The 12863-nt window shown below is 69.9% G+C and carries 13 protein-coding genes; 6 read left to right on the top strand and 7 right to left on the bottom strand.

What is annotated here, in order from left to right; translation table 11 throughout:
- Positions 1–3: 3 nt before the first annotated feature.
- Together ACFYZB_RS06915 and ACFYZB_RS06910 are read right to left on the bottom strand one after the other, a co-directional pair.
- Positions 4–2397 carry an HAD-IC family P-type ATPase gene (locus ACFYZB_RS06915; protein ID WP_388755220.1) on the bottom strand — a complete coding sequence of 798 codons (2394 nt, stop codon included), beginning with the start codon at positions 2395–2397 and terminating at the stop codon, positions 4–6.
- A 46-nt stretch (positions 2398–2443) separates the two neighbouring features.
- Entirely contained in the window at positions 2444–2710 is a 267-nt protein-coding gene (locus ACFYZB_RS06910) for a DUF2530 domain-containing protein (RefSeq protein WP_388755217.1), read from the bottom strand.
- A 170-nt stretch (positions 2711–2880) separates the two neighbouring features.
- On the opposite strand from ACFYZB_RS06910, the gene ACFYZB_RS06905 reads away from it, so the two are divergent.
- Positions 2881–4332, top strand: coding sequence for an NCS2 family permease (locus ACFYZB_RS06905; RefSeq protein WP_351214015.1), 1452 nt, complete (start codon positions 2881–2883; stop codon positions 4330–4332).
- Between the two features lie 19 nt (positions 4333–4351).
- On the opposite strand, the gene ACFYZB_RS06900 is transcribed toward ACFYZB_RS06905, so the two are convergent.
- Entirely contained in the window at positions 4352–4534 is a 183-nt protein-coding gene (locus tag ACFYZB_RS06900; protein WP_351214013.1) for a ribbon-helix-helix protein, CopG family, read from the bottom strand.
- A 154-nt stretch (positions 4535–4688) separates the two neighbouring features.
- Between ACFYZB_RS06900 and ACFYZB_RS06895 the strand changes: the two genes are divergently transcribed.
- The 3 genes from ACFYZB_RS06895 to ACFYZB_RS06885 all read left to right on the top strand — a co-directional run bounded on the left by ACFYZB_RS06895 (position 4689) and on the right by ACFYZB_RS06885 (position 7776).
- Positions 4689–5126 carry a MarR family transcriptional regulator gene (locus ACFYZB_RS06895; RefSeq protein ID WP_351214011.1) on the top strand — a complete coding sequence of 146 codons (438 nt, stop codon included), beginning with the start codon at positions 4689–4691 and terminating at the stop codon, positions 5124–5126.
- 27 nt (positions 5127–5153) lie between these two features.
- The gene (locus ACFYZB_RS06890; protein ID WP_388755213.1) at positions 5154–6500 is read left to right on the top strand and encodes an MFS transporter; all 1347 of its coding nucleotides are present in this window, start codon (positions 5154–5156) and stop codon (positions 6498–6500) included.
- A gap of 127 nt (positions 6501–6627) precedes the next feature.
- Positions 6628–7776 (top strand): TIGR03118 family protein, encoded by a 1149-nt coding sequence (locus tag ACFYZB_RS06885; RefSeq protein WP_388755211.1) that lies wholly within the window; start codon positions 6628–6630, stop codon positions 7774–7776.
- Positions 7777–7809: 33 nt separating this feature from the next.
- Here the strand turns inward: ACFYZB_RS06885 and ACFYZB_RS06880 are convergent, their stop codons facing one another.
- On the bottom strand, positions 7810–8334 hold the full coding sequence (locus ACFYZB_RS06880) for a GNAT family N-acetyltransferase (RefSeq protein ID WP_388755209.1): 525 nt from the start codon (positions 8332–8334) through the stop codon (positions 7810–7812).
- Between the two features lie 39 nt (positions 8335–8373).
- On the opposite strand from ACFYZB_RS06880, the gene thpR reads away from it, so the two are divergent.
- Positions 8374–8946 carry an RNA 2',3'-cyclic phosphodiesterase gene (gene thpR / locus ACFYZB_RS06875; protein ID WP_388755206.1) on the top strand — a complete coding sequence of 191 codons (573 nt, stop codon included), beginning with the start codon at positions 8374–8376 and terminating at the stop codon, positions 8944–8946.
- Between the two features lie 195 nt (positions 8947–9141).
- On the opposite strand, the gene ACFYZB_RS06870 is transcribed toward thpR, so the two are convergent.
- The 3 genes from ACFYZB_RS06870 to ACFYZB_RS06860 all read right to left on the bottom strand — a co-directional run bounded on the left by ACFYZB_RS06870 (position 9142) and on the right by ACFYZB_RS06860 (position 11732).
- Positions 9142–10137, bottom strand: a complete 996-nt coding sequence (locus ACFYZB_RS06870; protein ID WP_388755204.1) for an aldo/keto reductase — start codon at positions 10135–10137, stop codon at positions 9142–9144.
- Between the two features lie 235 nt (positions 10138–10372).
- Entirely contained in the window at positions 10373–10960 is a 588-nt protein-coding gene (locus ACFYZB_RS06865; RefSeq protein WP_388755200.1) for a Uma2 family endonuclease, read from the bottom strand.
- Between the two features lie 88 nt (positions 10961–11048).
- Positions 11049–11732: an SGNH/GDSL hydrolase family protein gene (locus ACFYZB_RS06860; protein WP_388755198.1), complete on the bottom strand. Its 684-nt coding sequence runs from the start codon at positions 11730–11732 to the stop codon at positions 11049–11051.
- A gap of 111 nt (positions 11733–11843) precedes the next feature.
- Between ACFYZB_RS06860 and ACFYZB_RS06855 the strand changes: the two genes are divergently transcribed.
- Positions 11844–12824: a WD40 repeat domain-containing protein gene (locus ACFYZB_RS06855; RefSeq protein ID WP_388755196.1), complete on the top strand. Its 981-nt coding sequence runs from the start codon at positions 11844–11846 to the stop codon at positions 12822–12824.
- Positions 12825–12863: the final 39 nt, after the last annotated feature.

Genomic DNA, 12863 nt, shown 5'->3' with positions numbered 1-12863 from the left:
CCCCTAGCCGGGAAAGCGGCGGTCGACCCACTTCCAGAGGAACTCCAGGGCGGCCGCCGCCACCACCGCGATGCCCACGGCGGTCCAGGGCATGGCCATGCCCTCCAGCTTCAGCGCGAAGAAGCTCTGCAGGGCCGGCACGGCGAGGATGCACACGAACGCCAGGCCCATCGCCGCCACCAGCAGGATCCGCCACCAGGTGTAGGGGCGGGCGACGATCACCAGGATCCACATGGAGATCAGGAACAGGGTCAGCGTGGCCGCGCTCGTCTCGGCGCCCAGCTGATCGCCCGTGTAGGAGGCACGGGCGATCAGATACGTCACGAAGGTCGCCACCCCCGCCACCACGCCACCCGGGATCGCGTACCGCATGACCCTGCGCACGAAGTGCGGCTTCGCCCGCTCCTTATTGGGCGCCAGGGCCAGGAAGAACGCCGGGACGCCGATGGTGAGGGTCGACAGCAGGGTCAGATGCCGGGGCAGGAACGGATACGCCACCTGCGCGCACACCACCAGGACGGCCAGCAGCACCGAGTAGACGGTCTTCACCAGGAACAGCGTCGCCACCCGCGTGATGTTGCCGATCACCCGGCGGCCCTCGCCGACCACCGACGGCAGCCCGGCGAAGCTGTTGTCCAGCAGCACGATCTGCGCCACCGCCCGCGTCGCCTCCGAGCCGGAGCCCATGGCGACCCCGATGTCGGCGTCCTTCAGCGCGAGCACGTCGTTCACGCCGTCGCCGGTCATCGCGACCGTGTGCCCGCGCGACTGCAGCGCCCCGACCATGTCCCGCTTCTGCCGCGGGGTGACCCGCCCGAAGACCGTCCCCCGCTCCAGCGCGTCGGCCATTCCCGGCCGGTCGGGGGGCAGGTGCCGGGCGTCCAGCGTCGTACCCGCCAGGCCCAGCTTGGCGGCGACCGCGCCGACCGACACCGCGTTGTCGCCGGAGATCACCTTGGCGCGCACGTTCTGGTCCGCGAAGTAGCGCAGGGTGTCGGCGGCGTCCGGCCGCAGCCGCTGTTCCAGGACGACCAGGGCGGTGGGGCGGGCGCCGCGGGCGGGCTCGGTGTCGTCCAGGTCGCGGCTCGCCCGGGTCAGCAGCAGCACCCGCAGGCCCTGCTCGTTGAGGCGCTCGGTTTCGGCCAGGGCCGGGTCGCCGTCGGTGAGGAGGACGTCCGGGGCGCCCAGCAGCCAGGTGCTGATCTCGCCGTCGGCCTCGCTGAACGCGGCCCCGCTGTACTTGCGGGCCGAGGAGAACGGCAGCGACTCCACGCAGCGCCAGTCCTCGCTGTCCGGGTAGGCGTCGATGATCGCCTTCAGGGAGGCGTTGGGGTGCGGGTCGGACTCGCCGAGAGCGCCGAGCACCTTGCGCACGTACCCCTCGTCGGCCCCGTCGAGCGGCCGTAGCTCGGTGACGTCCATGCCGCCCTCGGTGAGCGTGCCGGTCTTGTCCAGGCAGACGGTGTCGACGCGGGCCAGCCCCTCGATCGCCGGCAGCTCCTGCACCAGGCACTGTTTCCGGCCGAGCCGGATGACCCCGATGGCGAAGGCGACCGAGGTGAGCAGGACCAGCCCCTCCGGGACCATCGGGACGATGCCGCCGACCGTGCGGGCGACGGAGTCCTTGAAGCCGGTGCTCTTGACGACGAGCTGGGTGATGACCAGTCCGACGGCCGCCGGGACCATCATCCAGGTGACGTACTTGAGGATCGTGGAGATGCCGGTGCGCAGCTCGGAGTGGACCAGGGTGAAGCGGGAGGCCTCCTCGGCGAGCTGGGCGGCGTAGGCCTCGCGGCCGACCTTGGTCGCCTGGAAGGCGCCGCCGCCCGCGACGACGAAGCTGCCGGACATGACCGGGTCGCCGGGGCGTTTGACGACGGGGTCGGCCTCGCCGGTGAGCAGCGACTCGTCGATCTCCAGCCCGTCGGCCTCGACGCAGACCCCGTCGACCACGGCCTTGTCCCCGGGTCCGACCTCTATCAGGTCGTCGAGGACGATCTCATGGGTGGCGACCTCGACGGCCGTCCCGTCCCTGCGCACGGTCGGCCGGGCCTCCCCGATCACCGCGAGCGAGTCGAGGGTCTGCTTGGCCCGCCACTCCTGGACGATGCCGATGCCGGTGTTGGCGAGGATCACGAAGCCGAACAGGCTGTCCTGGATCGGCGCGACGAACAGCATGACCAGCCAGAGCACGCCGATGATCGCGTTGAACCGGGTGAAGACGTTCGCCCGGACGATCTCGCCCAGTGACCGGCTGCTGCGCACCGGTACGTCGTTGACCTGGCCGCGGGAAAGCCGCTCCGCCACTTCGGCGCCGGTCAGTCCGATCGACGGGGTCACGGGCAGGGCCACGGGATGCACGGGGTCGAGTTCGGCACCCGCGTCTATATGGCTCATGTCATCGACGGTACGTGCGTATGTGCCCGCTTGCCCGCTTTACGAGTTACTCGGCCGACGTCGACTCCAGCGTCGACGCCCGCTTGATCGCCGCGTCCCGCTTCCTGACGTACCAGATCCCGATCAGGCCCAGTCCGCCCCCCGCCAGGCAGGTCCACAGCCACCACAGATGCCCGTGGTCCTCGAACCAGCCGTAGAAGGGCAGCTGCACGAGGAAGAGGAGGAACCAGATGATCGTGCCGCCGGTGATGGTGGCGACCACGGGGCCCTCCAGGGGCTCGGGCGCCTCGTGCTTGGGGGTCCACTTGGCCATGGGCACAGCTTACGAGGCGACCGCTTGCCTGCCGCTCTCCCATCGTTCTACGCGCGGAGATAGCGATCTCGAACTCATACGTTCATACTGAAACCGTTTGTCTGTGTCCACTTCTGTTCGTATGAAACTCCAACGAGGCTCGGGGGAACCCCGTTGGCGATGGAGACCGCATGTCCACCTCGGCACCCGCCAAGGTCCCCACCCCCGAAATCCCGGGTGGTACGCCCGCTCAGGGCGCCCTCGACCGCTACTTCAGGATCTCCGAGCGCGGCAGCTCCGTCGCCCGGGAGATCCGCGGCGGTTTCGCCACCTTCTTCGCGATGGCGTACATCATCGTGCTGAACCCGATCATCCTCGGCAGCGCGAAGGACATGTACGGGCACCACCTGGACAATGGCCAGCTGGTGACGGCGACCGCGCTGACGGCCGCGTTCACCACGCTGCTCATGGGTGTCATCGGCAACGTCCCGATCGCGCTCGCCGCCGGCCTCGGCGTGAACTCGGTCGTCGCGCTCCAGCTGGCGCCCCGGATGTCCTGGCCGGACGCGATGGGCATGGTCGTCCTGGCCGGGTTCGTGGTCATGCTGCTGGTCGCCACGGGTCTGCGCGAGCGCGTGATGAACGCCGTGCCGTTCGGGCTGCGCAAGGCGATCTCGATCGGCATCGGCCTGTTCATCATGCTGATCGGCCTGGTCGACTCCGGTTTCATCACGCGCATGCCGGACGCCGCGCAGACCACCGTCCCGGTCCAGCTCGGCGTAGGGGGGCACCTCCACGGCTGGCCGGTGCTGGTCTTCATCCTCGGCGTGCTGCTCACCTTCGCGCTGATCGTCCGCAAGACGCCGGGCGCGATCCTGATCTCGATCGTCGGCATGACCGTCCTCGCGGTGATCCTCAACGCGGTCACCACGATCCCGTCCTGGGGCCTGACGGTCCCGAAGTGGCCGGGCAACCCGGTCGCCACCCCCGACTTCGGCCTGGTCGGCCACGTCAGCCTGTTCGGCGGCTTCTCCAAGGTCGGCGTGCTGACCGGCGTCCTCTTCGTCTTCACGGTCCTGCTGTCGTGCTTCTTCGACGCGATGGGCACGATCATGGGCGTCAGCGACGAGGCCAAGCTGACCGACGCCGAGGGCTACATGCCGGGCATCAACAAGGTCCTCTTCATCGACGGCCTCGCGGTCGCGGCGGGCGGCGCCAGCTCCTCCTCGGCCACCACGGCGTTCGTGGAGTCCACGGCCGGTGTCGGCGAGGGCGCCCGAACGGGCCTCGCGAACGTCGTCACGGGCGGCCTCTTCGCCGTCGCGCTGTTCCTCACCCCGGTCGCCACGATGGTCCCGTCCCAGGCGGCGACCCCGGCGCTGATCGCGGTCGGCTTCCTGATCCTGTCGAACTCGATCAAGGAGATCGACTGGGCCGACTACACGATCGCGATCCCGGCGTTCGTGACGATGCTGATGATGCCGTTCACCTACTCGATCACCAACGGCATCGGCATGGGCTTCATCACCTTCGTGGTGCTGCGCCTGGCCGCCGGCCGGGGCCGGGAGATCCCGGTTCCCATGTACGTCGTCTCGGCGGTCTTCGCCTTCTACTACCTGATGCCGGCCCTGGGCCTGACCTGAGCCCTCTGCGGCCACGGCGTCAGGTGACGCCGTAGAACCGCTCCGTCTCCTCGACGGCGGCCTGGAACCGCTCGTCGAAGTCGTCCCGGATGAGCGTGCGGACCACATAGTCCTGCACGCTCATTCCTCTTTTCGCCGCGTGCCGGCGGAGCCTTTCGAGCAGCTCCCCGTCTATCCGCAGGCTGAGCACTGTGGTCCCCATGTCTACGAGGGTCGCCACATCCGGCCACCCGGTGCGTCACTTTCCGGAGCCGACTCACTCATATGGGTGATCGAAGGGTTCAGTGGCGGGTATCACGGGCATTCGGGCGTGTCGCAGTGTTCCTTAGCCAGAGTAATGAGTTACTCTAAAGAACATGCCGGACCTCACCCATGGCGACGACGCTGCCGCCGTGAACGCCCTCCGCTCCGCCGTGATGCGGTTGTCCCGTCGGCTCAAGCACCAGCGGGTCGACGAGTCGCTGAGCCCCACCGAGATGTCGGTGCTCGGCACCCTCTTCCGCTGCGGCTCGGCCACGCCGGGCGAGCTGGCCCGCAAGGAGCACGTCCAGCCGCCGTCGATGACCCGCATCGTCGCGCTGCTCGAGGCCAAGGGGCTGGTCCGGCTGGAGCCGCACCCCGAGGACCGGCGCCAGAAGGTCGTCACCCAGACCGAGCAGGCGGAGGCGATGCTCGAGGAGAGCCGCCGCAAGCGCAACGCGTTCCTGGCCGGCCTGGTCGAGGGCCTCGACGAGGACGAGTGGGCCAAGCTGCGCGCCGCCGCCCCCGTGCTGGAGAAGCTCGCACACCTGTAAGCCGTTTCAAGGAGGAGGCGAACCCTTTTGAGTACGGGACCCGGAAAAGATTCCGCCCCCGCACCGACCACCCCCACTACCCCCACCGCCCGCAAGGGCTCGATGTTCAGCTCGCTGAAGATCCGGAACTACCGCCTCTTCTTCATCGGCCAGGTCGTCTCCAACACCGGCACCTGGATGCAGCGCATCGCCCAGGACTGGCTCGTCCTCAGCCTCACCGGCTCCTCCGCGGCCGTCGGCATCACGACAGCTCTGCAGTTCCTGCCGATGCTCCTCTTCGGCCTCTACGGCGGAGTCCTGGTCGACCGCCTCCCCAAGCGCCCCACCCTGCTGGTCACGCAGGCCTCGATGGCCGTCACCGGTCTCGCGCTCGCCGCGCTGACCCTCACCGGGCAGGTCCAGGTCTGGCACGTCTACGTCGCCGCCTTCGCCGTCGGCCTCGCCACGGTGGTCGACAACCCGGCCCGCCAGTCCTTCGTCTCCGAGATGGTCGGCCCCGAGCAGCTGCAGAACGCGGTCAGCCTGAACTCGGCGAACTTCCAGTCCGCCCGGCTGGTCGGCCCCGCCGTCGCCGGTGTGATGATCACCGGCGTGGGCACCGGCTGGGCCTTCCTGGCCAACGGCCTGTCCTTCGTCGCGCCCATCACCGGCCTGCTGCTGATGCGCGCCCGTGAACTGCACGAGGTGCAGCGTGCGCCGCGCGGGAAGGGCCAGCTGCGCGAAGGCCTGCAGTACGTGGCCGGCCGCCCCGAGCTGATCTGGCCGATCGTCCTCGTCGGCTTCATCGGCACCTTCGGCTTCAACTTCCCGGTGTGGCTGTCGGCCTACGCGAACGGTGTCTTCCACTCCGGCGCCGGCTCCTACAGCCTCTTCAACACCCTGATGGCCGTCGGCTCCCTGTGCGGCGCCCTGCTGGCCGCCCGGCGCGGCACGGCCCGGCTGCGCATCCTGATCGCCGCTGCGCTCGCCTTCGGCACCCTGGAGGTGGTGGCCGCGCTGGCCCCGTCGTACTGGCTGTTCGCGCTGCTCATGGTCCCGATCGGGGTCTTCGGCCTGACGGTCAACGTCACCGCGAACACCGCCGTGCAGATGGCCACCGACCCGGCCATGCGCGGCCGGGTGATGTCCCTGTTCATGATGGTGTTCATGGGCGGTACGCCACTGGGCGCGCCGGTCGTCGGCTGGATCACGGACACCTACGGCGCGCGGGTCGGCTTCGCCCTCGGCGGCGTCGTCTCGGCCGCGGCCGCCGCTGCGATCGGCCTGGTCCTGGCCCGCGTCGGCGGTCTGCGACTGGCCGTGGGGTGGCACCGCGGGCATCCGCGGGTCCGCTTCGTGCCGAGGGAACGGGAGCAGCTGGCGACGGCGGCGTAGGAATCACCGTGGCGTGTGCCCGTACGGATGCGTGTCTGCGTGTCGATCGCAGTGTGATTGGCATCTCATGAGATGACTTCTTCCAATACGCCCCTTTCGGGGCCGGTTTGGGAACAGGAGCATCCGCATGGCATCACAGGCATCGACCCCGAGGTCCCGCCCCCGCGTACGGCGGCTGACGGCGGTCGCGCTGGCCCTGGGCACGGTCGGCGCGCTCGCCGCCGCCACGCCGCCCGGGGCCGCCGCCGCGCCGCACAAGGCCGGCCACGGCTTCCAGGAGCGCGACCTCGTCTCCGACCTCGCGGGCAGGGCGGAGCGGCGGGACCAGAACCTGGTCAACCCCTGGGGGCTGGTGCGCACGGCGAGCGGGGCGATCAGGGTCTCCAACAACGGCACCAGCACGTCCACGGTGTACTCGGGCGCCCGGGACGGCCGGCCGGTCACCTTCCTCTCCCCCGTCATCCACCTCCCCGATTCCGCCGACCCGACCGGGATCGTGCGCAACGACGGCGCCGACTTCCGCTTCACCGCCTCCGGGCGCTCCGGTCCGGCGCGGTACGTCTTCGCCGGGGAGAACGGCGGCCTCTTCGCCTTCAACGCGAACGTGCGCCCGACGAACGGCGTCCAGGTCGCCCAGGAGGACGACGCCGTCTTCAAGGGCCTGACCCTCGTGGACGGTGACCGGAAGGCCACGAAGGCCGACCGGCGCCGGGCGCGCCTCCTCGTCGCGAACTTCCGTGACGCGCGCATCGACGTCTTCAACGCCCGCTTCAAGCTGGTGAAGCAGGCCGCCGGCGCGTTCCGGGACCGCCGGATCCCCAAGGGGTTCGCGCCCTTCGACGTCAAGAACATCGGCGGCAGGATCTTCGTCACCTATGCCAAGCAGGACGCGGCCAAGCACGACGACGTCGCAGGTCCGGGCAACGGTTTCATCGACGTGTTCAGCACCGGGGGCAGACTGCTCCAGCGTTTCGCCGGCCGTGGGGTGCTCAACTCGCCCTGGGGCCTGGAGACGGCTCCCAAGGGCTTCGGGAAGTTCGCCGGCGACCTGCTCGTCGGCAACTTCGGCGACGGCCGCATCAACGCCTTCGACCTCAGGACCGGCCGGTTCGAGGGGACCCTGAGGTGCCCCGACGGGACGCCGGTCGTGATCGAGGGTCTGTGGGGGCTGCAGCGGGGCACCGCCCGGTCCGGCGGCACGGACAGCGTCTGGTTCGCGGCGGGAATCGAGGACGAGCAGCACGGGCTGCTCGGCACCCTGCGCCCCGAACGCTGATCCGCCGGTCCCACCGGGGTGCCCGCCGGGCGGTCACAGCCGCCGGGCGAGCACCTGGCCCGGCCAGTCGTTCTGTTCGCCGACGGTGTACGTCTGCGTCGGGACGAACCCGTTGGCCTCGTAGAAGGCGACCAGCTTGCGGTCGTCACCCGCGTAGCAGTCCACGCGCAGCAGGCTGATTCCGGCCCGCCGGGTCACCTCGGCCGCGTGGGTGAGCAGCGCGGCTCCGGCGCCGTGACCCTTGAAACGGCGGTCGGAGGCGAGCCAGTGGATGTACCGCTCGGGCTCGCCGGGCGGCGGAAGATGGGACAGATAGTCACCGGGACCGTCGCTGAGGGTGAGCGTGGCGGCCGGTACGCCGTCCACCTCGGCGATGTACGTGCGGCCCTTGTCCATGTACCCGGCGACCGATTCCGCCACCCTCGGGTTCTCCGACAGCGGCTCGGCTCCCCACTGGCCGGTGCGGCCCTGTGAGACCAGCCACTCCACACTGCTGTCGAGCATGGCCAGCATCACGGGGATGTCCTCGGGGCCGCCCTCGCGAATGGTGATCGTCATTGCCCCATCATGCCCAGCGGTGTCTGCGAAGGTGAAGGCATGAGACTCTTCGCCGCGGTGCTGCCTCCGGAGCCCGTCGTCCATGAACTCGCCGTCGAGGTCGCCAAGTTGAAGCGGCTGCCCGGTGCGGAGCGGCTGCGCTGGACCAACCGGCCCGGCTGGCACTTCACCCTCGCCTTCTACGGCGAGGTCGCCGACGACCTCGTACCGGACCTGTCGGACCGCCTGGCCCGCGCGGCCCACCGTACGGCGCCCTTCGACCTCTCCCTCTCCGGCGGCGGCCAGTTCGGGCACGGCAAGGCCCTGTGGACCGGCGCCTACGGTGAGGTGGAGGCGATGCGGCTGCTGGCCGACCGGGCGGAGTCGGCGGCGCGGAAGGCCGGCGTGCCGATGGGGGAGCACCGGCGGTACAAGGCCCACCTGACGGTGGCGCGGAGCCGGGACTCGGTGGACGTACGGCCGTACGTCGATCTGCTCCGCGCGTTCACCAGCAGGACCTGGACGGTGAACGAGCTGGTGCTTGTGCGGAGCAATCTGCCGCGGTCGGGGGCGGTGGGGGAGCAGCCGCGGTACGAGGCGGTCGCCCGCTGGTCCCTGGGCGGGGCCGGTTAGGCTCGATGACGTGGACCCTAAGACACGGAACCGGATCATGGCCGGTGTGCTTGTTTTGATGTTCGTGGTGGTGGCTGTTTCGGCGGCCCTCAGGTAGGAGCGTCGGGGAACTGCGGCCGGTTCTTCGGCTGCGAGCCCGTCGTGGCTGGTCGCGCAGTTCCCCGCGCCCCTACGGGGCGCTCGCCCCACCCGGAGCTACCAGGCGAAGGCCTCCGGGGACGGCCCCGGGCCCGGGAAGACCTCGTCCAGGCCCGCCAGCAGCTCCTCGCTCAGCTCCAGCTCCGAAGCCCTGACCGCCGACTCCAGCTGCTGTGCCGTACGCGGACCGACGATGGGCCCCGTCACACCCGGGCGGGTCAGCAGCCAGGCCAGGGCCACCTCGCCGGGTTCCAGGCCGTGCTTGTCGACCAGGTCCTCGTACGCCTGGATCTGGGCGCGGGCGGCCGGGTCCTTGAGGGTGTCGGCGGCCCGGCCGGTGGCGCGGCGCCCGCCCTGGACCTCCTTCCTGATGACCCCGCCGAGCAGACCGCCGTGCAGCGGCGACCACGGGATGACCCCGAGGCCGTACTCCTGCGCGGCCGGGATGACCTCCATCTCGGCGCGGCGCTCGGCCAGGTTGTACAGGCACTGCTCGCTGACCAGGCCGATGGTGCCGCCGCGGCGGGCGGCGATCTCGTTGGCCTGGGCGATCTTGTAGCCGGGGAAGTTGGAGGAGCCGGCGTAGAGGATCTTCCCCTGCTGGACCAGGGTGTCGATCGCCTGCCAGATCTCCTCGAACGGGGTGCTGCGGTCGATGTGGTGGAACTGGTAGAGGTCGATGTGGTCGGTCTGGAGACGCTTGAGGCTGGCGTCCACGGCCCGGCGGATGTTCAGCGCGGAGAGCTTGTCGTGGTTGGGCCAGGCGGGCTGTCCGTCGGCGCCCATGTTGCCGTAGACCTTGGTGGCGAGGACGACCCTGTCCCGGCGCTCGCCGCCCTTGGCGAACCAGTTGCCGATGATGGTCTCGGTGCGCCCCTTGTTCTCACCCCAGCCGTACACGTTGGCGGTGTCGAAGAAGTTGATGCCGGCGTCCAGCGCCGCGTCCATGATGGCGTGGCTGTCGGCCTCGTCGGTCTGCGGCCCGAAGTTCATCGTCCCGAGGACCAGCCGGCTGACCTTGAGTCCCGTGCGTCCAAGCTGCGTGTACTTCATGGTTCTCTAGCCAACGGCTTCAAGTGCGCTCGAAGCAAGGGCTTTCGGGGTGAACGCGAGCTTCGCGGACCGGGATCGTCAGAGTCCGAGTCCGCCCGCGATCGCCAGTTCCTGCTGGGTGAACTCGCCCGTCAGCATGGGCATGGCCCGAGCGATCGCCGCGCGGGCCTCCGGCAGTTGCAGCGAGGCGTCGTGGTGTTCCCTGCTCCGCCAGACCTCGGTGACCCGGCGGAGGTCATGGGCGGTCGCGGGGGAACTCGTCGGTTTTGAGGGTGAGGTTGACCACGGTGCCGGTCAGGTCGATGTCCTTGCCGAAGTCGACCTTCGTCCTCGTGATGTAATCGCCTTCCTTGGGCTGGGTGTAGACGTAGCACATGCCCTTGTAGGGGTCGGCGATGAGATGCACCGGGACTTCGGCGGCGGCGTATGCGGTCTTCTTCGGGCCGTAGTCGTTGGCTGCGGTGCCCTTGGAGATGACCTCGGCGACGAACTCGACGTCTTCGTAGCGCCAGCGACCCTTCTCGGTCTGGGCCGCACCTTCCCTGATGGCTGTCACGTCCGTCGCGAAGCCGTTGAGGCGACCCGGGTAGTCGATCCGGACATCGGACTTCAACCGCCCCCGCGGGTACTTGCGTCGCAGCTGCTCGATGAGGTCCAGGGTGATGTGCCAATGAGTGTCCCGCTGCGGCGACATGTAGACAGTCCCCTCGACGATCTCGACCTTGTATCCCTCGGGGGTGGGCTCAAGCCGGTCGAACATCTCGTCGAGCATGCTCTCGTTGTCGCACTCGGCCATCGCGATCCTGTCTTCAAGGACGGTCATCGTGGCGCTCCTCCCCAGCTGCCCCACGGACAGGAGCAGCCGCGCACTTCAACGATACGCACCGTGACCAGGAGACGCCGGAATTCGGTCAATCTGTTCCAGCCGCGTACGCCCGTCCGACCCCCCACGCCTCCCACATCGCCCCCGCGAAGGCCCCCGCGATCCGGTGCTCCCCGCTCGCGTTGGGATGCGTGCCGTCGTAGGTGTCGGCGTGGATGTCGTACGACTCCGGCCGCGAGGCCAGCAGAACCGGTGACCGGGGCTCGTCCAGGTCGGCGGCCGTCTTCGCCAGCAGGACGTTGAAGAGGTCCACCTGCGCGGCGAAGGGCGCGTCGACCTCGGCCCGGACGTTCGGGATCACCGGCAGCAGCACCATGCGGATGCGCGGCCGGGCCTGACGGGCCCCCGCGACGAAGGCCCGCACGTTCTCCGCCGTCTGCTCGGGGTTCGTGTAGAAGCCCAGGTCGATCAGCCCGAGGGAGACCAGCAGCACGTCGGCCCGCTGCTCCCGCACCGCCTCGCCGATCAGCGGGGCCATGTGCAGCCAGCCCTCGCCCCAGCCGGCCAGGTGACGGCGGGGGAAGTCGGGGTCGGCGTAGTCGTACGACGTCGGTGCGCCGGTGGCCTTGTCGTACAGCTCCTCGCGGGGGCCGACGAAGGTGAACGGGCCGTCGTACGTGTCGCGCAGGTGCCGCCACAGCCGGTAACGCCATGTGTGCTCGCCCGCGCTCCCGATCGTCATGGAGTCACCCACGGGCATGAACCTAAGCATCCGCTCATGATGGACGATCTCGCACACCGGTGGGGTGTGAGGCCCACCACGTCCGAGGGGTCCGGCACGGGCCCAGCCGTGAACCCCCGGAGGGAATGGCACTCTTGGGCCATGCGCCGACCGTCCGCCGTCCTCGCCGCCCTGCTGCTCGCCGGCGCCTGCGCGCTGCCCGCCTCCGCCGCCGGGGGCGGGAGCGGGGACGGCGACCAGGGGTTCACCATCAAGGACCCGCGGATCACCGAGTCCAGCGGACTCGCCGCCTCCCGCCTCCACCCCGGCATCTACTGGACGCACAACGACAGCGGCGACGGGCCGTACGTCTACGCCGTGGACAGCCGGACCGGGAGGACCGTCGCCCGGATCACCCTGCGCGGCATCGGCGCCCCGCGCGACGCGGAGGCCATCTCCATCGGGCCGCACAACGAGATCTACCTGGGCGACATCGGCGACAACCTCGGCGGGAAGTGGCCGTACGTGTGGATCTACCGGCTGCCCGAGCCGAAGGTGCTGAAGGACCAGACGGTCACCGCCACGCAGTACGTCGTGAAGTACGCGAACGGGCCGCGCGACGCCGAGTCGCTGGTCGTCCACCCGAAGACCGGGCGGGTCTACATCATCAACAAGAAGGAGGACGGCGGGCACCTGTACGAGGGCCCGGCCACCCTGTCCACCTCCGGCACGAACATCTTCCGGCCGATCGCCGCCGTCGACCTCTGGGCCACGGACGCGGCCTTCTCGCCGGACGGGCGACAGCTCGCCGTCCGCGGGTACTTGGGCGGGATCTACTACGACTGGAGCGGCGGCCGGATCAAACGCGAGGGCCAGCTCGACGTGCCCCTGCAGGAACAGGGGGAGGGCGTCTCGTACTCCGTCGACGGGACCAAGCTGCTGTACAGCAGCGAGGGGGTGGACAGCGAGGTCGTCGCGAAGGACGTGCCGGGCCTGCCCGGGTCCAAGTCGCCGTCGGCGAGCGGCGGTTCGGCCGCGGCCGCGTCCGGGGGCGGGGGCAGCGGCCTGAAGCTCGGTGCGGCCGTCGTCGCGGCCGGGCTGGCGGCCCTGTTCGGGCTGCGGTGGCTGCGGCGGCGGGGGTGACGAGGTCGTCCGTCCTGCGGGGGCTCTTGTCCCTGCGCC

It is taken from the genome of Streptomyces sp. NPDC001852 (assembly GCF_042891825.1).
In the GTDB taxonomy this organism is placed as follows: domain Bacteria; phylum Actinomycetota; class Actinomycetes; order Streptomycetales; family Streptomycetaceae; genus Streptomyces.
The sequence above is the reverse complement of the archived record's forward strand: the minus strand, read 5'-3'. Positions and strand labels throughout refer to the sequence as shown.